The 21,003-nt window shown below is 44.2% G+C and carries 15 protein-coding genes; 2 read left to right on the top strand and 13 right to left on the bottom strand.

All coding sequences use genetic code 11. The features are described 5' to 3' along the window. The 3 genes from NCI00_RS28980 to NCI00_RS28970 form a co-directional block, all read right to left on the bottom strand. Nucleotides 1-1,251 (bottom strand): multicopper oxidase family protein (locus NCI00_RS28980; RefSeq protein WP_253533413.1); only part of this gene is annotated, 1,251 nt, incomplete at its 3' end. A gap of 35 nt (nucleotides 1,252-1,286) precedes the next feature. After that, nucleotides 1,287-1,850: a helix-turn-helix domain-containing protein gene (locus NCI00_RS28975; protein WP_253533411.1), complete on the bottom strand. Its 564-nt coding sequence runs from the start codon at nucleotides 1,848-1,850 to the stop codon at nucleotides 1,287-1,289. A gap of 120 nt (nucleotides 1,851-1,970) precedes the next feature. Further along, a complete protein-coding gene (locus tag NCI00_RS28970; RefSeq protein WP_253533409.1) occupies nucleotides 1,971-2,411 on the bottom strand; it encodes an HYC_CC_PP family protein in 441 nt (146 codons plus the stop codon). 958 nt (nucleotides 2,412-3,369) lie between these two features. On the opposite strand from NCI00_RS28970, the gene NCI00_RS28965 reads away from it, so the two are divergent. Both NCI00_RS28965 and NCI00_RS28960 read left to right on the top strand, forming a co-directional pair. Beyond that, nucleotides 3,370-4,311: a hypothetical protein gene (locus tag NCI00_RS28965; RefSeq protein ID WP_253533407.1), complete on the top strand. Its 942-nt coding sequence runs from the start codon at nucleotides 3,370-3,372 to the stop codon at nucleotides 4,309-4,311. Nucleotides 4,312-4,403: 92 nt separating this feature from the next. Continuing rightward, complete coding sequence (locus NCI00_RS28960; RefSeq protein WP_253533405.1) at nucleotides 4,404-7,172, top strand: CHAT domain-containing protein; 2,769 nt, start codon at nucleotides 4,404-4,406, stop codon at nucleotides 7,170-7,172. A gap of 3 nt (nucleotides 7,173-7,175) precedes the next feature. Here NCI00_RS28960 and NCI00_RS28955 read toward each other — a convergent pair whose 3' ends face one another. The 10 genes from NCI00_RS28955 to NCI00_RS28910 form a co-directional block, all read right to left on the bottom strand. Next, nucleotides 7,176-8,105 carry an HTTM domain-containing protein gene (locus NCI00_RS28955; RefSeq protein WP_253533403.1) on the bottom strand — a complete coding sequence of 310 codons (930 nt, stop codon included), beginning with the start codon at nucleotides 8,103-8,105 and terminating at the stop codon, nucleotides 7,176-7,178. A 21-nt stretch (nucleotides 8,106-8,126) separates the two neighbouring features. Continuing rightward, nucleotides 8,127-8,588: a hypothetical protein gene (locus tag NCI00_RS28950; protein WP_253533401.1), complete on the bottom strand. Its 462-nt coding sequence runs from the start codon at nucleotides 8,586-8,588 to the stop codon at nucleotides 8,127-8,129. A 33-nt stretch (nucleotides 8,589-8,621) separates the two neighbouring features. Next, nucleotides 8,622-10,055, bottom strand: coding sequence for a phytoene desaturase family protein (locus NCI00_RS28945; RefSeq protein ID WP_253533399.1), 1,434 nt, complete (start codon nucleotides 10,053-10,055; stop codon nucleotides 8,622-8,624). After that, nucleotides 10,036-11,712: an ABC transporter transmembrane domain-containing protein gene (locus tag NCI00_RS28940; protein WP_253533397.1), complete on the bottom strand. Its 1,677-nt coding sequence runs from the start codon at nucleotides 11,710-11,712 to the stop codon at nucleotides 10,036-10,038. The genes NCI00_RS28945 and NCI00_RS28940 overlap by 20 nt, the downstream gene beginning before the upstream one ends. Nucleotide 11,713: 1 nt before the next feature. Continuing rightward, nucleotides 11,714-12,805, bottom strand: a complete 1,092-nt coding sequence (locus tag NCI00_RS28935) for a hypothetical protein (protein ID WP_253533395.1) — start codon at nucleotides 12,803-12,805, stop codon at nucleotides 11,714-11,716. 210 nt (nucleotides 12,806-13,015) lie between these two features. Continuing rightward, on the bottom strand, nucleotides 13,016-13,789 hold the full coding sequence (locus NCI00_RS28930) for a tetratricopeptide repeat protein (protein ID WP_253533393.1): 774 nt from the start codon (nucleotides 13,787-13,789) through the stop codon (nucleotides 13,016-13,018). Between the two features lies 1 nt (nucleotide 13,790). Further along, nucleotides 13,791-14,402: an RNA polymerase sigma factor gene (locus tag NCI00_RS28925; protein ID WP_253533391.1), complete on the bottom strand. Its 612-nt coding sequence runs from the start codon at nucleotides 14,400-14,402 to the stop codon at nucleotides 13,791-13,793. An 81-nt stretch (nucleotides 14,403-14,483) separates the two neighbouring features. Beyond that, entirely contained in the window at nucleotides 14,484-16,556 is a 2,073-nt protein-coding gene (locus NCI00_RS28920; protein WP_253533389.1) for a DUF5916 domain-containing protein, read from the bottom strand. Between the two features lie 487 nt (nucleotides 16,557-17,043). Further along, a complete protein-coding gene (locus NCI00_RS28915) occupies nucleotides 17,044-19,482 on the bottom strand; it encodes a bifunctional YncE family protein/alkaline phosphatase family protein (RefSeq protein ID WP_253533387.1) in 2,439 nt (812 codons plus the stop codon). Between the two features lie 25 nt (nucleotides 19,483-19,507). Beyond that, nucleotides 19,508-20,992 carry a SusD/RagB family nutrient-binding outer membrane lipoprotein gene (locus NCI00_RS28910; protein ID WP_253533385.1) on the bottom strand — a complete coding sequence of 495 codons (1,485 nt, stop codon included), beginning with the start codon at nucleotides 20,990-20,992 and terminating at the stop codon, nucleotides 19,508-19,510. Nucleotides 20,993-21,003 lie beyond the last annotated feature (11 nt).

Here is a 21,003-nt window from a genome sequence, read left to right as displayed (position 1 = left end):
AGCGCTGTTGTTAAATTCCCAAATTTCGGTGCTATTGAGGGGTACAGATTCATCAATTCGCTCACCGCTGTATACTTTTCCGTTGATGGTGTGCATTCCTTTCATCGCCATTGAACCACCATGACCGCCCGACGTGCCCATACCTACCCCAATATCAAAGGTTCGGATTTTGGTGGTTGCAGATGAAGAAATCGGAGCAATCGCCGGGAGCGAAGTCGGTAGTTTGAAACTATCCGTTTCTGCTTTATTGACGACAAATTTTACAATTTTGAAGGCTTGACGACCCTGAGAATTTACCCCCGAAAAAACGTTGCTTAGTAAATATACCTCGCTGTTGAGGGTTGATTTGCTGAAATCGACCAATAAATCAACCCGCTCGCCAGGCGCTAACAAAAGGTCTGTGACGGTTTCAGGGGCAGGGAGTAACCCGCCATCGGAGCCTATGACCGTAAAGGCATTTCCGTTGCTCAAGGCTAAATTGTAAATACGTCCATTAGAACCGTTCAGAACGCGCAAACGGTACGTACGAGTGGCCACATTGTGAAAAGGCGACTGAACTCCGTTGACGATAATCGTTTCGCCCATGTAGCCAATCATTACCTCATCCATGGTAGGACTATAATCAATTTCCCCGCTCGTATTCAAGCGTTTATCCTGAATCACCAGCGGCAGTTCGTAAGCTCCTGTGGGTAGATTAAGGGCTTTTTCCTCGGCAGATTCAATAATAAATAAACCCGCCAAACCCATAAAAACCTGCTTTCCCGTTTTTTCGTGCGGGTGCGGGTGGTACCACGATAGGCCCGCCCGTTGGTCAATTTTAAAGGAATAATTAAACGTTTTTCCCGGCATTACCATTTGGTCGGGGTGACCATCCATGGCCGCTGGGACCAACAGGCCGTGCCAGTGAATATTGGTTTCTTCGGTCAATCCATTGGTAAACGGAATCGAAACAGTGCTTCCACTTTGGATACGGAAAGTAGGCCCTAGAATGCCGTTTTTATATCCCCATGCCTGTGTATTTTTTCCCGTAATAGTAGTGATGTTTTGGCTGCCAGCATTCAGGGCAGTACCCGTCAGAGAAGTTTCAGGAAACGGTAAAGAAGTCGTAAAATTCCCTTCCAACACATCGGGAGCTACGGCAGGGGTCATGGTTGCCATGTCGTGGTTCATGCAACTGGATAAAATAGCTCCCCCAGCTAGCGCGCTGACCGTTCCGAAACCAAGTGTTTTCAAAAATGTGTCTCTTTTCATCTTAATTTTGATTTATCCGTGTGAGGAATGCTACACTATAAATTATCCAGCGACTTTCGCTGTTTATCCCGCAACTGTTTAAATTGACTCGGCGTCATGCCAGTCACGGACTTAAATTGGGTTGACAAATAGGCCAAACTGCTGTAATTGAGCAAGTCCGCAATTTGGGAAAGCGATAGCTCATCGTACACCAGCAACTCCTTCACGCGTTCGGTTTTTTGGTTGATAATAAACTGTTCAATCGTTATGCCCTCAACTTCTGTGAAAAGCGTGCTGAGGTAGCGGTAATCCCGGTTGACTTTTTCGGCGAGGTAGTCGGAGTGTTTTTGTCGACGCAGCCCATCGTTTTGCTGATGCACCAATTCGACAATGGCCGTTTTGACCAGTTCGATAAGTTGCTGTTTTTTATTGCTCAGCAACTCAAAATCGTGCGTAAGCAAACGTTCGGAGATGCTTTCGAGTTGCGCCTCCGTGGCTGGTTTTTTGAGGGTCACTTCCCCCAATTCAACCGTGAGGACTTCGTGCCCGAGGGCTTCAAGTTCTTGGCGGACCACTGTTTTACAGCGACTGCACACCATGTTTTTAATGTACAGTTTCATCCCAACTAAGTGATAAGAATAGTGATAACATTGTGAATCAGGTAAAATTGGTGGAAAGAAGAAAACACCAACAGGCAACGCAGGTGGTTGCCATTAGCCCGCAACGGGGCTGTTACCTAATCAAATCAGAAAAGATTGAATAAAAACGAGCATACTACGCCCGTGAAGCGGAGGCGCCGCACTGTAATAATGCGGAAGACGAAACGAAACCGATGGACTGAACCAGGATGTGGATGAAAAAAAAGCGGGTAATGAAGCCAAAATAGCCCCTACATATTGACCCACCAAATCCACTGAATGGCCATGGGCCGAAGGGGTTTGTATCTTTTGAAGTGACACCTTTTCGGCACAACATTTACTGCGTTGGATGGAATCAGTGCATTCTTTTGAATGAGGCTTTAAGATTTCATTATGCCGAATGGAGCAGGTTTCTTTATGAACGAGAGAGACCGTTTTGGAGCCTCTCATCAGGCACCAATGTTCATACATCGCAAATCCAGTACTGGCCAGCAGTACCTGAAATGCCATGTAAAAACATAAAATACGCTTGAAGAGAGTCATTTGCGGTTTCGTATTATATACTGCAAATATACAACACTGCAAGCTTTGTCTTCATTACATGTTTGCCTGAATCATTTACAGAATTTTCAGATTATGACTATAACTGATAAAAATCAGGCCTACTTTATAAGAATGACGGTTGAGGCTGAGTTTGTGAGACATTTTTGGCGGTCAAGTTCTTTGTGGCATTTTACGAATGGTTGTTTTTGAACGGCCACAGATACTCCGAGTACTATGATTTTTTTTAGGTAACCTATCGGCAGGTAACCTACATTAACATACCTTTTTTCTAACCTCTGCCAACTGTTTTTAAGGAGTCGACATTACGTTACCCTACTTACGTATCCTTGCGGTATCATTACGTTTCCTTACAGTATCATTACATTGGGAATTACCTGCTGAAACAGGAATGCTTTCGGCCCTTTCCAGATTTTTTAGGACAACTCACTTTGCGAAGTTGAGAAATCATCTTTTCCAATTCAGGACGGCTGGCTTTGTTACCAGAAGCTTTTTCCTAAAAAATCATTTCGCAGCCTGCTTTGGTGAGGGCACCCCATTGCAATTCCAAATTTTAGTCTTTTATGGTCGGTCGTTGACACTCTGGGGTAGCCAACCAACATTTGTATAGGTTTATTCATCGATTTTTAAAAATAATTATACGTAGATTGCTATACAAGTTTATCTTACAAAATGATCTTAAAAACGCTTGATTATGGGTACTTGAATGTTTGCTAGAATCCTTGCTCAGTTTGTACAATTAGACCCGCGTTTGTTTGTACAGGACAAGTCAAGTAGGATTATGCGGTTTTTTGATTGTCCGTCCGAACACAACCATTCCAGTTTGCTTTGAGCTGAATGAGGGCAGTGTTTATCAATAACAAAACTGTTTTGTATTTTTTTGGTTACATTTTTTATGGTTGCTTCGACATTGATAGGCAAAACCAAAAATCTAATTATAATGAACAAATTGATTCGTTATTTTACCCTAGCCGCTCTTGTCATTGTGGTATGTGTCAGTTGCAAAGAAGCTGGGAACGAAGCTGTTCATCCGTACAAAGACAAATCATTACGGACGAGCAATGACTTTTGCGAAGATTTCCGATATGCCGACACCCTCTTTTTTTATAAAGAGCAGACATCTCCCTACCTAGAATCACCAGCAACGGCGCAGTCAGGCACTTATGGTGCTTATCCCGAAGGACTTTCAATCAATGCCAGCACGGGAGAAATTGACGTGAATGCCAGTGAGTCGGGTTTGAAATACAGGGTATTTTTTAAGCCAACCGAGTCGGCTGATACTTGCTTTCGGTATGTCATTATTTCGGGGGTAAACTATGCCAGTAAATTGCATTATATCAATCAGAATGATACGCTGGCGACGCCGTTTTACAATGCCCAACGCCAGCTAGCAGCTCCTTGTAGTGACGACGATGATGACGACGATGATGATGACGACGATGATGACGACGACGATGATGACTGCGAGTTTGATGACGGCAATGATGATGATGATGGGGATGGAACTGACGATGAACCTGCTTCAAACCAAGAGATTATACCACAAGGCTACAGCATTGATAAAAAAACAGGGGTATTTGATTTGAAAAAAATTGTAGCCAATGGCGTATTTGGTACAACGCCCGTAAGTGGTACAACCAAAACTGTAAAACTTTATTACCGCCTCAACGATGCCAGCAACAAAGCCCTTAACTACATTGAACTTACGTTTAGGTATTACCAAAAGTTAAGTCAAGTACCACAGTCGTTAAAAGATGAAATTGCTGATAAAAATAAAGCCACACTTCGGGTAGCAGCCTCAGGCCACAACAACGCCCGTGTGGCCTATTACGGACGTCCGCGTCCACCTGAAATTATTATTGTAGGTCGCTCTGACGAATAGGAGTTCCGATAAAACGACAAAGGCCAACGAAGCAAAACTCGTTGGCCTTTTTTACGGCAAAAATTCTATTTTTGGAATGAAAAAAACAAATCATGCAAAAACGTTCTTTTCTTGGGGTAGTATTTTTGTTGATTTTGAGTGTTTTAATTTTTGCGCAAGATACGCAATACGATGCCGCCGCACGGCTACTTTACAAAGAAGCTCTTCGCCTCTTCAATTTACCAAATGCAACGGATCAAACCGATAGCTTGGCCACCATTTATTTTGAACAGGCAGCGCATTTGTGGCGCAATAGCCCTCAATACCACGAACGCATCGACTCCCACGAGAAGGCAGGGACGCTTTATCAGACCGTTGGTAAACAAAACGCCGCGCTTCAGCAATACCAAATGGCCCTCTCGACGGGAAAGCAATACCAAGTATCAGATTCATTGCTTTACAAATCATACCTGTACAGCGGGTCTGCTCATTATTATTTGGGGACTTTGGACTCGGCTACGTATTATTTAGAGGAAGCCGAACGGATTTTTAACCGTTTTCCTCAACTTGATGAAGCCAATCGGCTCTTTAATACGTTTGGGGTACTTTATTATGAAGCTGGGAATTATCGCCAGAGCATCAATTATTTTCAGCGAGCATTGCAAGTCGAACGGGTAGACAATGACATGACCTACGCCTACAAAAGTAACATTGCTTCGGCCTTGCGCAATTTGGGCGAATATGACTCGGCCATTGTTGTCTATCAGTCAATAAGAAAGCTGAAAGCCAACCCTTACGAAGTCAATATCAATTTAGGGGCCACTTTTATCGAAAAAAATATACCTGAAGCGGCGTTACAGTATCTTTGGAAAGCAGGTGAGCAACGAGGCTACTACGGTATTGTACAGCAAAATGCATTCGGGAAGGCCAATTTGCTCCAAAAACGGTGGCTTGAAGCCGACTATCATTTTCGAGAAGCCCTCAAGATTAGCGAGCGGGATTTTGGTAAAGATAGTCGAAATATCAACCTAGCTAATACCTATAAACTCATGGGCGATTTAGCGCTTCAACGCAGTCAACTAGACATGACGCTTGCCCATTATCAACAGTCTATGAAGTTGTTGGTCAACGGGTTTGATCCAAAAACCCTTTGGCAAAACCCTTCAAATTTTTCCAAAAGCTACAATAGTTATCAACTTTTTGAAACCCTCTGCGGGAAAGCCAACGCGCTGCGGCTACTCTACGAAAAAAATCCTACTGCACAGTACCAAAACGCCGCTATTGACGCCTACAATACCGTTTTTCAGCTGGCAAGCTATGTGCAAAAAACCTTTGACAATGAAGAAGCCCGTCTCTACGTAGTAAAAAAAGGGTATCCTTTTTATGAACAAGCCGTACAATTGATGATGAAAATTTACGGACGCACCAAACAACCCGCACATCTTCAAAAAGCATTTGCGTGGGCTGAGCAAAGCAAAGCCACTGTGTTGCAGATTAGTTTGAAAGAAAACCAAATCAAAACTCAATCCGATATTCCAGACTCATTATTGAGGCAAGAACGCAATTTACAATATCGACGTTCGGGATTACTTCTTCGGCTACGTAACGCCTCTGATAGTACCCAACTAGCCTCATTTTCTAAGCAACTCCTTGACAATGAACTAGAATTATCTCGACTCATTGATCACTTACATGACTTTCCAACGTACTACCAACAAAAATTTCGCTCCGATAGCATCGACTTGACGACGATTCAGCAGCGTATTTTAGATAAAAAGACCGCCTTATTAAGTTATTTCCAAACCGCCGATACAGTTCTCTGTTTTGCCATTACCCAGCAACAGATTACGCATTTCTCAGTACCCCGAACAGCCCTGTTTGATAAATCGGTACAAAATTTATTGCAAAACTTACAACAAGTAGAGGCAGGAAGGCCGTACAATGGAAGAGTCTATGCGCAGTATTTATACAACTGCTTGGTGCAACCCGCCGAGCAACAATGGGTTAAAATAGAATCTGTAGTGGTGCTCCCTCATGCAAATTTATCGCTCCTGCCCTTTGAAGCACTAGAAGACCAAAAAAGTCGATACTTGCTAGAAAAATATACCTTTTCCTACCAATACGCCGCTGCGTTTTTAAAAACTTCGCCCCCTACGAAAATAGAGTTTTCTGAAATGTTGTCAGTGGCGCCTTTCAACGAAAAAACAGCAAAAACTTATGCTTCCCTCACGGCCTCGCTTGACGAAATCAAGCCGCTCAAGGGTGTAAAGCTCATTGGAAAACAAGCTACTAAACAATATTTTCTAAAATATGCCTCCGAGAGTTCAGCCATTCATTTAGCCACTCATGCTGTAGTCAACAACACAAATCCATTGGAATCTTTTGTGGTTTTTTCTCCTACCAACGCCGACCATCGTCTCTACGCCCACGAACTGAGCAGCATCAATTTAGGCAAAGCGCAGCTTATTTTTTTGAGTGCCTGTGAAACCGCCAGCGGAAAAATTGAGCAAGGGGAAGGAGTATTGAGTTTGGCAAGGGCATTTGCGGCGGCGGGTTGTCATCATCTTATTACCTCGCTTTGGAAAGCCGAAGACCACGCCACGGCTTTTGTGACCCAACAATTTTACACCTATCTTCACGAAGGCTACGACTTTGCCGAAGCACTTCGTAAAGCTAAGTTGGATTTACTTAAAGATAGTCGCTATGCCCAATTTCATTCGCCCCAGTATTGGTCACACTTGATTTATATCAGCACTCCTCCACGCCAAACCCAATGGCCAGTGTGGCTGTATATTGTGCCTATAATTTTGATAATAAGTTTGATAGGCGGCTGGATGGCCAAAAAAAAACGCAACCCTCAACCCACACCACACCCACGATAATTGTCAAGACACAAGTTGTTTACCTCTTCGTTTAAACAGGTTTGAGAGAAAACCTATTGGGTATTCGAGTGGAAAAAAACAGGCAAACATCGCACCCGTAAGCTGATAACGGAAGGTGATATTCATCACCAGCAAGATGCCGATGTGCATCAGAATAGCCATTACGGCCCAAGTCATGGCTATTTTAGGTTTTATCAAAGCAAAAGGAGCACCTAACTCTACAATCATTGTCATCAGGGCAAATCCAGAAAATAACCAAGGCAGATTGTAAAGCCCAAAAATCATGTCCGACGAACTTGTTCCGAGTACAATTTTGCGGAGCGTATCGGTTGCCACTTGGTCACGCATGATTTCGCCCGTCATCCAATCCAATCCTGCGGGGCCAGCCAATTTGGCAATCCCCGACAATAAATAAGGCGTAGTCGCAATCGCCATAAGCAGTTTGAGCGTCCACCCATATTGCCATCTTGCACTGCTTCCGAGCAGTAAGCTACCTACGCGCCCTCGGCGATGGGCATCAAGCGAATACGCATCAGCAGCAGGCGTAAAACCCACCACCAAAGCGTGCCAGACGAGTACGTTGTCGTTATGAAAAATCATGGACCATGAATTGCGATAGCAGAGCAAAGCCAACAAAAAAACACCAAACGCAGGACCTGTTTGTCGAAAATGCCACCCTAGCAGAAAAGCAATATTAGCGGCCAATGTCAAAAATAAAAGTGCATCAAACATCCCCGCATTCATGGGAGTAGAAAAGCCTCCAAAAACACCCACAGGCTCAAACAAATCAGCCCCTTGACGAGCAATTTGACGATACATCCCGATACGAGGAAGTATATATCCCAACGAAAACAATCCCAAACCAATCCGAAACGCTGCCAGACGTTCGGCGGGAGCGGTATCAAACCAAAAATTGAGCAATCGCTTTTTCATGAAAATGAGGCTTAAAGTTGTTTATTCTGATGGATGATTCACATTACACGTACAGAGTACTTCGTTTTTTTGGGGGATAGTATCACCGTTGAAAAAAGTGTCAAAAATAAAACTACTTTTTAGGATTTTTACTTTTTCAACACCACGATACTCAGACTTACGAGCCACCTGTGCCGCCACTTGCTGGCAGAGTTTTTCAGGGTTTTTATCCGCCCGTTTTCTGATGAGCTTTCGCACTTGATTCATCCCACCTGTACCTGCCAATTGATACGACAAATACACGCGCCGTTGGTCTTGTTGTACCCCCACCAAGTACGTCATGGTCACTTTTCCCTCGCGCATTTGCGAAAACATCGGGTAATGAGTGAGGGGAAAATTATCTTTGGGAGATTTTTGCCAGTTGAGCCGCACAGGCCACAAGATGACGAGCAATAGCCCTACGGTACAGGCAACCGCTATCAATTTCGCGCCAACCTTATTCATAGTAGATTGATTTTAAATGGATTGTAAACAATTTTAGAGAAAAATATCTTGGAGTACTTGCCGTGCGGCATGATAGCCACAGTAGCCATGTACACCTCCTCCAGGGGGAGTCGAAGCCGAACAAAGATACAATCCACGTGCGGAGGTGCGGTAGGGAGACTGCCTCAAAGCAGGTCGCGTAAACAACTGTGTGATGTCTTGTCTGCCTCCGTTGATCTCACCCCCTAAGTAGTTGAGATTATACCGAGCAAACGCCTCGGTGTTCATTACGTGTTTTTCGATGATGGTATCTTTAAATCCAGGCGCAAATCGCTCTATTTGGTTTTCTATGGGAGTGGTCATATCGACAGTAGAGCCATTGGGTACGTGGCAATAAGCCCAAGCCGTATGCTTCCCCGCAGGGGCGCGTGTGTTGTCAAACCTACTCTGCTGCGCCAGCAATACAAAAGGCTTTTCGGGGTGCTTGTTTTGGGCTACTTGTTGTTCAGCGGCGGCAATCTCGGCCATGGTTCCACCCAAGTGTACCGTTCCTGCTTCTGCACAGCCAGGTGCCACAAAAGGAACCGCCTGATGCAATGCATAATCAATTTTATAAACTCCCCAGCCCGACACAAATCGCTCCAATTGCCACCGATACACCGCTGACAGTCGGTGGCCAGCAATCTGCAAAAGTTGATGGGGAGCTACATCAAATAAAATGGCTTTGGCCGAAGGCAATTCATTGAGCGCAGTTACGGGAAAGTTCGTCTGAATCTCACCTCCTAACGACTCAAAATAACCCGCCAACGCATTGGCGATGCGCTGCGAACCACCCATTGGCATAGGCCAGCCATTAAGATGGCCTAATACACTCAAAACCAACCCAATAGCAGATGAAGTTAACCCCGAGAAAGGGAGCATTGAATGTGCCGACATACCCGCAAACAGCCCTTTCGCTGCTTGATTTTGGAAATAAATTTTGGCAAACAAGCTGGCGGGCAACGCCGCATTAAAGCCGAATCGGGACAATTGAAGCATCTGAGGACGATAGCGTAGCGGACCCAGAAACGAAGCTTCAATGGCAGGCCAAAGTGGCACAAATGCCTCCATCAATTTTTGGTAAGCGGCGGCATCTTTTCCCAACGTTGCGGCAGTTTCAACAATTGATTTTTTTAGCAGCGCAGCACTTCCATCATCAAACGGGTGGGCCGCTGCCACGGGCGGCGTAATAAACGACAACCCAAAACGCTCTAAGGGCATCGCCTTAAACACCGACGACTGTACTCCTAAAGGGTGAATGGCCGAACATACATCGTGATAAAAATGAGGAAGCGTCAACTCTGCGGTACGCATTCCTCCTCCCACGGTCGTACTTGCTTCCAAAAGCAGTACCGAAAGCCCTGCCTGCTGCAACGTAATAGCTGCCGACAGGCCATTGGGACCCGCTCCTACCACAATGGCGTCGTACTCAGTACGGATGTTCTTCATTTGAATAATTTGTTTTGAGCGTGGCAATAGACTGATGGGTTGCTAAAATAACTGTTTTATGAAATGCTTGTTTTTCAAGCCATTGACAAAGTTGTTCAACTCCTTTGCTACTTAATCCCTCAAAAGGCTCATCAAACAATAAAATAGGCTTATGGGTGAGCAATGCCCGTACCCAACAAAGTACAGTTCGTTGACCTTTAGAAAGTAACTGGCCGTTTTCGCCGATACGGTCGTCGAGGCACAAGGGATAATCGAGTTGGGCAAGCGTTTGAATCTGGGTTAGCAACAGAGCCGCTTTGGGGCGTTTTTCTGATTTACGGCTGTAAGACACCGCCTCAAAGACCGTACGCCCCAACAAGGGAAGTTCGGTCGAAACCAAAGCAACGCGCTTTCTAACAACTTTACCAGAAAGAGAAGTAATTGACTGATTATCAATCAGTATTTCACCATCTTGTGGATTGTATTGTTTGGTAATCAATCGAAAAACAGTTGTTTTGGCTTTGCCTTCAATCCAACAAATTTGTCCTAATTCACACCTAAGATTCATTTGCTCTATTACGGGGCGCTGCGGGTCGTAGCCAAAGGTTACATTCCGAAATTCTACTGTACCCTTGATTATCTTTAAACGCCCCTGTTGAGTGTTTGCCATCGGAATTTCGTTGGTGTTTTTTTCGGTTGAGTGGGCAAAAAACGCGTCCAATTTATCCAACGACATACGTCCTGCTTTCCAAACGGTATCTACCCGCAGCAACCTGCGCAACGTAGGACGCACACTTAATACGGCTAAAATATAAGTAATGACATTGCCACCGCTGACTGCTGACTGTTTGTGTTGCCACTGCATCCCAACCAATGCGATTGCGACCAATCCATACAGGGCTACGGGGAGCAACCCTTCGAGTAAGCTACGCCACTTGAGCAACAAAAAATTGGCGCATGTTTGTTCGTTTGAGCGACTAGCAAATCGTTCATTTTCAACAACCTCACGATTAAACAACTGAATGGTTTCAAATCCTGATAAAGCCATTTGTACATAAGACAAATTAGCCGAACGTTGGTCGCGGCGCTGTTGGGTGGCGCGTTTCAACCGCTGATTGATTTGAACAAAAATCAGTAAGAAAGGCAATAACCCTACGAGCAAAAGACCCGTAATAGGGGCATTGAGCAGTAGGAGAAGGGCTAGGGCCAAACCTACAAAAATAACGTCGCGTAAAAAACCGATGATACCTATACGTAAGTAGCGACGTACACTCTGGAAATCGCTGGCGTAGCGCAGCAAGTATTTGCCAACATTTTTTTGTCGGTGAGTTGATATGCTCACCGACAACTGTTGCTCAAAAACCCGTTCGCGTAGGTATTGGGCCAATTGTTCGCTTAAATTGCCCGTCAATCGAAATTCAAAGTACGTGAATAGGCCACGGCAAAGAATTAAGCCCACGAATAACGTCCAAAACCACGGCCAACTTACACTATTTCCCAATCCGAGTATTTCGAGTACGCGAGCGCGGTTGGAGGTTTTTCCGAGTAGTAATTCATAATACTGACCCATGGTAAGGGGCAGTAAAAGAGTCACTACACTATTGAGAATTCCTATACCTACCGTTGCGTAAATCAGCAAACGCTGTTGGCGTAGATACGGTACAAGGCTGAGAGCCATTTTAGGCAACATGGCCGTATTTGTTGGGGGTGTTGAAAATCCAAATGGTATTATCCCAGGTCAAATCGGCCGCTTTTTGGACTAAATACTCGGTGGCTTCTGTATAAAGTGTGTTGAGTGAATAAACGGGGACTTGGCAATTGTCCTTTACTTCCTTGATTAGCAGTGGACTGGTCGTGAACATACCACAGAGACCAAAAGGTACAATGTCCCATTTTTTGAGGGTTTCTACTCCACACACTGCCGATAGGCTATCGCAAGCTGAAAAAATAACATCATGAATGGTCGCCATAAATCGCTGATTGCGTAGCAGCATTTGGGTTTCGCGTTGGTAAAGCCCGTCGGCAATTTCCATGATGACGTAGTCTGGGTCAGCATCGAGGGCATGAGCCACCAGCGACTCGTACAAATTTAGCAACTCTTCTTCTTCACATAAATAGGTAGAAGGAAAGCCATACTCACTGAAATCCAACACATTAATGGCCCCCAAGTCGTACGACAAATCGCGGTCTTTGGTATAAACTGTACCTGTCAGTTTAACAAAAACTACCTTTTTACCCTGACGTGCTAAACCGTGTACCAAGTGGGCGGCAGTGGTGGTTTTTCCACTGTCCATGCTCGAACCAATCGATAAAATGACCTTAGTTGCCGCCGCCGCTCGCCCCGTAAAAGCCAACATTCGCTCCGCTTCGAGGGCTTTGGTGTTGATTATTTCATTTCTACAATTGGTCACATAGCCTACAATTTGCAACTTGGTAGGACCACCACTAAACTTTGCGTGGACACTTTCGACAATTCCTACCGTACCTCCTGCGCCCAAAATGTGAAAATCACGACGACACTCCTTGGGTACATATCCTTCAAACTGCTCGGTTGCATAACGGTGTCCAAAAGCAGCCATGATATAATCGCCGGGCATAATTTTAGTCAATTTTTCTCTCGCATCCTGAATCGTCTGATGTTTCCCAATACTCATTACTTCAAAAACAGCCACATCTCCAACTTGAGGCAGGTGATTTTCAGTCAATGTAGTATCAATGAGATAATCTTCCACGTTACGGCAAATGAAGGTTTTTTTGATGCGTGCTTCCATGATTTTTGAAATGTTTTTGGAGTTAAAAAATGGATTGTTATTTCCTTATTTCTGCATCAATGTCGAAGCCAAAAGGGTATATGTAACCAAGAATTTTAGAAAAAAAAATAAATTTAAGTATCTGACAATCAATAAAATAAAAAAATCCCCTGTCATAAATTCAACAGAGGATTACTAACTTTACTTTACCCTTTTCTTGATTGCCATTTGTCACCAGCTCAACATTCTCAATTGCCACAAGTCCCACTGCGAAACATTGGCGTGAAAAAGGTGGGTGGGGTCATCATAAATCTTTTCAAAAATGTCCAATGCTTCTTCGTAGCGTTTCTCTCCTACCAGCGCAAGGGCTTCGTAGTAATCAGCTTCGGCTTCAAAGTATTTTACACCGCGTTGTGCGTTGGCTGTCTTAAGGGCTTCAAACTGTACCAGCGCTTGGGTGAATTGCTTTTGGTTGAGATGTGCCATTGCCAGCAAAAATAAATCTTGCGGTTGCTTGATTTTTTTTGATTGTATTTGGGTAATTACTGCCGCAAAGTTTCCGGTAGCGTACAGGGAGTCTAAAGCGCTCTCCTTCACGTTTTGGCTTCGCATGGTTGGTAGTTTGTAAGGCAAAAACTTGTCTTGATACAGCGTTTCGCCGTTGAGAGAAGCGTATTGATAGCCCCCCACAAACACCAGTATTGCCACGACGGCCGCGGCCACGCTAATTCCCCTGTACATCCTGCCCCTTTGTGGATAGAGCGGCCTAATTTTCGCTTCTTGTTCCAATACTTTTTCAGGTTCGTAGTCTTTTATAAACGCTTCGTGTACCTGTTTTACTTGCGCCCGTAATGCGGTTGTTTGTACAGCTTTTTTAATCATACGCACCGTGTCTAGTTCACGCTGCAAAACAGCGTTCTGGTTTAATTCAAGTTCAAAGTTTTCTCTTTCTGTCGCCGACATTTCTTGGTTGAGATATCGATCAATATTTTGTGTCGTTTCCATGTTATTTAAGGCGTTCTAATGCGGATTTTACATGTTCAAAAGTTGTGGAGTTTCGATGAACCAAGTCAGTCATTTCTTTCAGGCATTTATATTTTCTATTTCGCAATACCTGTTCATTTTCGTAATGGGTCTGTACCAAAATCTCCTTCATGCTCAAGTCTTCGTAGTAGAAGAGTGTCAGTATTTTACGGCATTTTTCACCTAGTTTTTCAAACAATGCCGTGATGGTTTTTTGGGCTTCTTTGTAGGAGATAAAAGCGTTGATATCGTCGTCCCATTGTTCACGGTTGGTTTCGTAAATTTCGTTTCGTTTGGCCTCCGCACCGCGTTTGCGAAGCTCCGTTATCCAAAGGTTGCGTGTAAGAGTATACAAAAAGGACTTTACGCTTGCTTCGCCTCGGTATTTTCCCTCTCGCACCATTTCAACAAACGATACCATCACTTCCTGAATCAAGTCCTGTGCGTCGGTACTGTTTCCGCTGTTGTTTAAAATGTAACGTTCAAGAAGTCGGTAGTGGCTTTTGTATAAATAAGTCACCGCCTGATTAACACCGCGTGGATGTTGTACGTCGGCTAGGAGTTGCTGGTCTGTATAATCACTGTTAACGGTCATGTTGTTGTTTGTTAGTAAGTCGAATCTACAAGCCAAAAAGTAACCCAATTGTTGTTGAAAGTTGTTCAAAAATTAAATTCTTTATATCCAATAGCTTAACTTAAAAATAAGCCCCCGACTTTTGATGTTGAGTCGTTCGGTGTAATTATCGGTATAGACCACATAAAAATCTGACACTGGCCGAAAGCGCCATTGAAAACGAATGTTGGTATTGAGGTTATTGATTTGCGTGTTGTATTGCACAACTGTTTTCAAAAAGATGCTTTGGTTGAAAGCCCAGTCAAAACTTGGCCCTACCAGCAATAAAGTACGGCTCGCGTATGGTTCAGGAAGACGTATAAAACTTACCCCATAGTCTAATCCTACAAATCCGTGCGGCTGCATACGATATTTTACCTCTCCCGACACTGCGGTAATGCGCCCGTTGAAGTATTGTCCTATTTTTAAATAAGCCTGTGTGCTCCACGTATTTCTTGGATTCGATTCGTACTTTATTTTGTATTGATTGTAATTATATTGACCCACTGGCAATTTTTTTGATTTGGTATTGGTAGGGTCAAAAGGTTCAAAAAGATAGATAGAATTAAAAGCATAGTAAAACCGCAGATAAGCTGTACTCTGAAATTTCAGGTACAAAGCCAAGTCAGTTTCACGGTCAAATACGCGACGTTCGCCGTTGTCATACACAATATTAGTAGCGGCCTTGATGCCAACACGATTGATGAGAGCGTTGTTTTTGGGGAAGAAATTGTATAACGCTTCGGGAGATATGCGTGTATACCCCTGCCGTTGTACAAACCCCAAATCGGGCTGGTAGTTTTCTCCTACCATTTCGTGGTGCCAGTTTGCTTCCAGTCTTTTGGTATTGTAAGCCAAAGCACCTCCGTGCGCCCATTGGCCATTGGTGCGGGTAGGGGTAAAAAGACGGTGTAAAAATAGTTTGCCTTTCCAGCGGTCTTTGTCGGTAAAAAGATTAAAATCTACCCCTAATACCCGTGCAAAACGCGCCAATGTAGTTCGGGTTGGGAGTTCGGTGATGTTATCTTGACCAAACTGTTGTCGATTGGCCATGATGAATGCCACATTTGAGCGTTTGAGTACGCGGTGCTGTACTGCCGCTACGGTGTAGTTTTGAGAGGCAAGTCCGATGGTTTTGTCTTGAGCGGTCTGAACGCTCATCAAACCAATGCGTAAATCATTGTTGTATTTACCACTTAACCGTGCTCCTGCCCAGATTGGATTTTGGCGAAACTGTTGCGTGTTAGGGTCTTGCCCCACGCCAATGCGCCGCGTAAAAAACGGATTGACCGACCCAAAGCCAAAGCTGCCAAACAAATCGCTGTTTTCAATAAAAAATTGACGTCGTTCGGGAAATTGTAGTTCAAAACGGCTTAGGTTAGTCACCTGCCTATCTACTTCTACTTGAGAAAAATCAGGATTTACGGTCAAATCCAAATTCATGGACGAAGCGACGGCGAGCTTGGCATCTATCCCAGCATTTAAAATTTTTTGAGCATCGGGTTGGCGGGCATAGTCACGTGTTACTCCACCCGTCACGTAAGGAATAATATTATAGGTTGTTCCTTTGACTCCGAGGTAGTTGTCCCAAATCAGCGGTTGAGTAAACGCTAAATTGTGGATTTTTTGGTTGCGAGACATGGGAACCCACGACGAGGTTTCATTGCGTTTATAGTCGTATCGTCCAAAATTAATCCGCCATTTGTCAGACCAGTTTTGAAACCGAAGGGAGGACAAAGGAATTGCCATTTCGACCACCCAACGTTTTTCTTTTTTTTCGATACGTACTGCCGAGTGCCAAGGTGCATCCCACGAAAGATCTTTATGGGTACCTTCCGAAATGCTTCCTTCACGTTCTACCCCCAACGGTGTTACCCCAAAGTTATAACCCGTAGTGCCCTCTCCGTAAGGGTCAATATATATTTCAAAAAGGTCAGAATTTCCGCCAAAATCGCGTTTAAGTGATGACGCCACAAAATCACCTCGTTTGGTATCGTGGCAGATAGCAGCTACGTATATATAATCTTGGTCGTAGCAAATGCGTACTTCGGTAGGGCTTTGAGCGGGCTTTGTATCTTCAGGAAAAACTTGCGTGAAGTGTGAAACGGGTTTGCTACGTTGCCAGATAGGTTCCAATAATCGCCCGTCGAGTTTGACTTTTTCGTTTTTGAGAGCTTTAACGGCTATTATTTGCGAAAAACACAGAACATACTTACCAAGTAACACTATTAAAATCAAAGGGAAACGCATAGTAAGTCAAAAATTGAGTTACTACAAAGTCGAAGTCACCTCCCTGTTTGTAATCTTTGATGGTGGTCTTTTTCAAAGGCTATCCCAATTTGAGAATTAGCGGTGGGAAATTTCAATAGCAGTATTTCTATCATTATGCACTATTAACATTGAAATCTGTAAATTACAATTTTCAATGTTAATAGTTTTTTAGTGATTATTCCGATGAAATTGAATCAGAACCTACTTAAATCGCGTACTCTTTCTTCATTTCATTCGGCATCGTTACCATTGCTGAGTGGGCTTGAGGCTTCTGAAGCCAAGCCCATAGTTAACTTCACAAGTTTTGTGTCTGTCAAATAAGACTCACTCAAATCACTATTTTCAATGCGCTTTAATCATCATCATCCTTTTTTACAACCTTAACAAACGCACTGCGACGGGGAGCGGGTAAAGTAAAATTATCACCTTTTAGCCCTTTCCAAAGCACTTCATTAAACAGATTATCGTCGTTTTTATCAACTTCTGTAAAATCAAACCCTTCCGAAATAGTAGACCAACGCGAAGCAACTTTATTGGTTTCGTCCAGATTTACGCCCGAAGGAAGGGCTTGGTAAGAGGTAAAATCTGGAACTGAGGTAAAACTACGAAACATCGGTGTGGCAGCGGCATCGTACTGACTCATGGGCGGGAGGCCAAGAATCAGTTCTATGGTTCGTAACATACCTGATGTAGAATACATGGTGTGGTCCACAAACTTGCGTTTGGCATAAGGGCTCACAACGAGCGCAATGGAGCGGTGCGCGTCTACGTGGTCGGGGCCATTTTGGGCGTCATCTTCCAAAATGAATACGGCTGATTGACTCCAAATCGGACTTTTGCTCAAATGCTCAACGAACATCCCAACGGCCAAATCGTTATCAGCAACGCAGGCATAAGGAGTAGGTCGGCCTACGGCCATGCCTTGGGTGTGGTCAGAGCCAAGCCGAATAGAGTTGAATGCAGGTACCGCTTTGGCCACTACTAACGAGTCAAAATCACGTTTCCACTGTCCTACACGGGTTGTATCTTTAACTTTTTGATTGTAATAACCCGTAAAATAGGAGCAAACATGGTCTTTGTCCAACACAGGAATATTTCCTTTTTTATCATCGGCAAAAACACCATAGGTACGGTAGCTCACGCCTTTTCTTTTGCAAAAATCCCAGATAAATCCGTCCTTGTCATTGGCAATTTCGCGCCGCCCCATTCCTTCGGTTACGCCTCCGCGTCGTCCGTAGCCGGTAGGCCAAGTTTTTTCCAAATAATCATTGGCGTGAGCGCCTAGGCTCCAATTATGCCCATCGGCGCTTACTTCAGCATCTACGTAAAAATTGTCGAGCAAAACGTATTCTCGTGCAAGTTTGTGTTGGTTAGGTGTGTATTTTTCACCAAATAGGCAGAGCGTTGTGTCACCATTGCCTTCTTTAATATCTCCAAAAACCTGATCGTAAGTACGGTTTTCCTTCAAAATATAAAACACGTGTTTGATGGGCGACTCCCCTCCGTGCGACGGTTCGACCACTTTCATCGGAATCGGATTGCCCACTTCGCCGTCCGTAGCGAGTTCTTTTTCCTTTTTGTAAGGCGTATTTTTGTACACTTTTTGAGAATACAAGGCTAGAGCGGCTTCGTTGGGACTATCAATGATACTGAGTGTGCCTTTCATTAGATTTCCAATGTACTGCCCACGGGTATCTTCCCCTAAATGTGATTCGGAACGAACAGCCTTACTAACTGGTTGGGGGCCTTTGGGATTGGCAAAAGAGGTAAAGCCTTTGCCGTTGGCTACGAAAATTTTATTGCCAATCACCCGTACATTGGTCGGGTACCAGCCTACGGGAATAAACCCTTTTGACACACTCCGCCCTTTGGTGCTTACGTCAAAAACAGCCAAACAATTATTATCCGCATTGGCAATGAAAAGCGTTTTTTCGTCTTTCGACAACGCCACGCCGTTGGTCACCGAGCCTACTGGTGAATTGGGATACAATGCCGCGTCCAGCACTTCAATGACTTTTTGCTGCTTGGTATCAATCACCGACACGCTGTTGTCGCCCGCATTTGCCACATACATTAGTGTGCCTTTCTTATTCAAAATCAACTCATTAGGATTGTAAGAAACGGCAATTGTACTCGTGATTTTTCGGGTTTGGGTATCAAAAAACGCAATTTTGCGCCCACCCCAAAGGGAAATGTACAAGGTATTGCGGTCGGGCGAAAGAACGCAGGTATAGCCTTCGTGGCCCATATTTTGCTCATAAACAATGGCTTTGGTGTTCAAATCCAGAATGTATAGGGAGTTGTTTTCTTTCGTAACAACGTACAGCAATTGGCGCTCATCGTCTATTTCAATACCCACGGGAGAAATTTTATTTGGCCATTTTTTGCCCAAAATCAAACTGTCCTTGACCACGAGTTTGTTGTCAATAATGGCGTATTTCATGATCCAATTGTCGTTGCCTCCCGAAGCATAGAGCGATTTTTCGTCACGACTGAATTTTAGCCCATAAAACGACTTGGGAATTTCAACGTTGTCCAAGATTTTTTCGGTCTTGGTATCAATCAATTGAATCGTCTGTTTTCCCTGTCCGTTGTTGGTGACGGCCATGCGTTTTTGAGAAGAAGAAACCGCGATGTTTAACGGCAAATCGCCCACTTCCAGCGACCGCCCCGCCGGGGTCAGCGACCAACCATTAGGCAGCATGACCCGGCGACTTTCGAGTTCGCGATCTGATTGAGCAAACGTCGTCAGCGAAAACAGGAGTAAGAAAAGGTTTAGGAATAGTTTCATTTTGGATGTGTGTTTATTTCAACGGTTATTTCTCCCACCAAACTTTCGTGTTGCTGTCGTCAGCGCCAACCGATGCTACTGCCGCGGCCAGACCTTCAGGGTTAAGCGATTGTAAATAAGTAGGATAAGGAACACGACTTGGAAATTTATTCTCGGCGGGTATACCGGTGCCGCGCGGCAAAACGGGATAACCTGTACGGCGCTTCTCAAACCAAGCTTGGTAGTCCACGAAAAAATAAGCGTAATATTTTTGCAACATGATTTGTTCCAATTGCTTATCAGAAGTTGCCGTGGCATCATAAGCTACTCCTTTTTGGGTCAAAAATGTAGCTGGCATCGTGGCTCCCCACTGCACCATCGAAGAAGTAATCCCTGCTTCGTAGTGTGCTTTGGGCGTTTTACCTGTTGTATATCCTTTGAGGGCGAGTTCGGCTTTGATAAATTCTACCTCAGCATAGGTCATCATAACCCCCAATTGCGGCAATGTTTTGAGCGCATCGGTATAGCTTGAATTTTGTCCTACCACGTATTCAAGGGTAGTAGGGTAGCCGCTCTGAATACCTCTAAAGGTGGGGACACCCGCTACCGTAACTGGAATGGCCCATATCGCTCGGCGCGGGTCTTGAGTGGCGTTCATAGATTCAAGGAAAAATTCAGTAAAATAGGTCCCATCGCGCCAGTCTAGCGTACGAGCGTTATAATAGGGGTTGAAATAAGGAAATGTACCGGGATAACGAAAAATTGCGTCATCGGCCGTGGCTGAGAAAGTAGGGTATTTTGTTACATCGGCCAGCATAGCAGTAATTTGCTCCTTGATGTTCAATTCGCCATCCCGCTTCAATAATCGCAGCAATAGTCTTAATTTAAGCGAATTAGCAAATTTTTTCCAACGCTGAATTCCCACATTCTTTGTTCCAGTCAATACGTTAGCGTTGTAGACCAAATCGCCGCCAAAGGTTAAAATCTTGGTATCGTCAAACAAACCGTTTGCCGTTTCTAAGTCTTTCAAAATCTGCGTATAAATGTCTTTTTGCTTATCAAAAGAAGGCTTAAAATTACTTTCAGTAGCTTTGATAGCCTGCGAATACGGCACATCTCCGTATAAATCGGTCAAAATTGAATACGCCCAACATTTGTACACCAGCGCAATCGCCTTATAGTTATTTTCTTTCAATTCGTCGGCTACTTTATAAATATCCTCAATATCGGTGAGGTTTTGGTAAAAACCAGACCAAACTCCCGCTCCTGGACTGACTGCGTATCGGTGTACTCCCTGTCCGCTTGTGCTGGCGCGGGGCGCGTGCACTTGCATAAGTTCATGCGTAAAATTTCGCGCTGCCGAAATGGAGCTATTCACAATTCGGTACTGCATCTGACCCAAAATCACACCGGGATTTACTTTTTCAGGACGATTGGGGTCGGTGTTAATTTCTTCAAAATTGGATGTACAGGCACTGACAAACAGTGCCATCAACAACGCGAGAATATATGGTTTTTGAGCGATTTTCATTATTCTGTATT

Source organism: Runella salmonicolor, assembly GCF_024158025.1.
GTDB lineage: Bacteria > Bacteroidota > Bacteroidia > Cytophagales > Spirosomataceae > Runella > Runella salmonicolor.
This window is presented reverse-complemented; position numbering and strand designations above follow the sequence as displayed.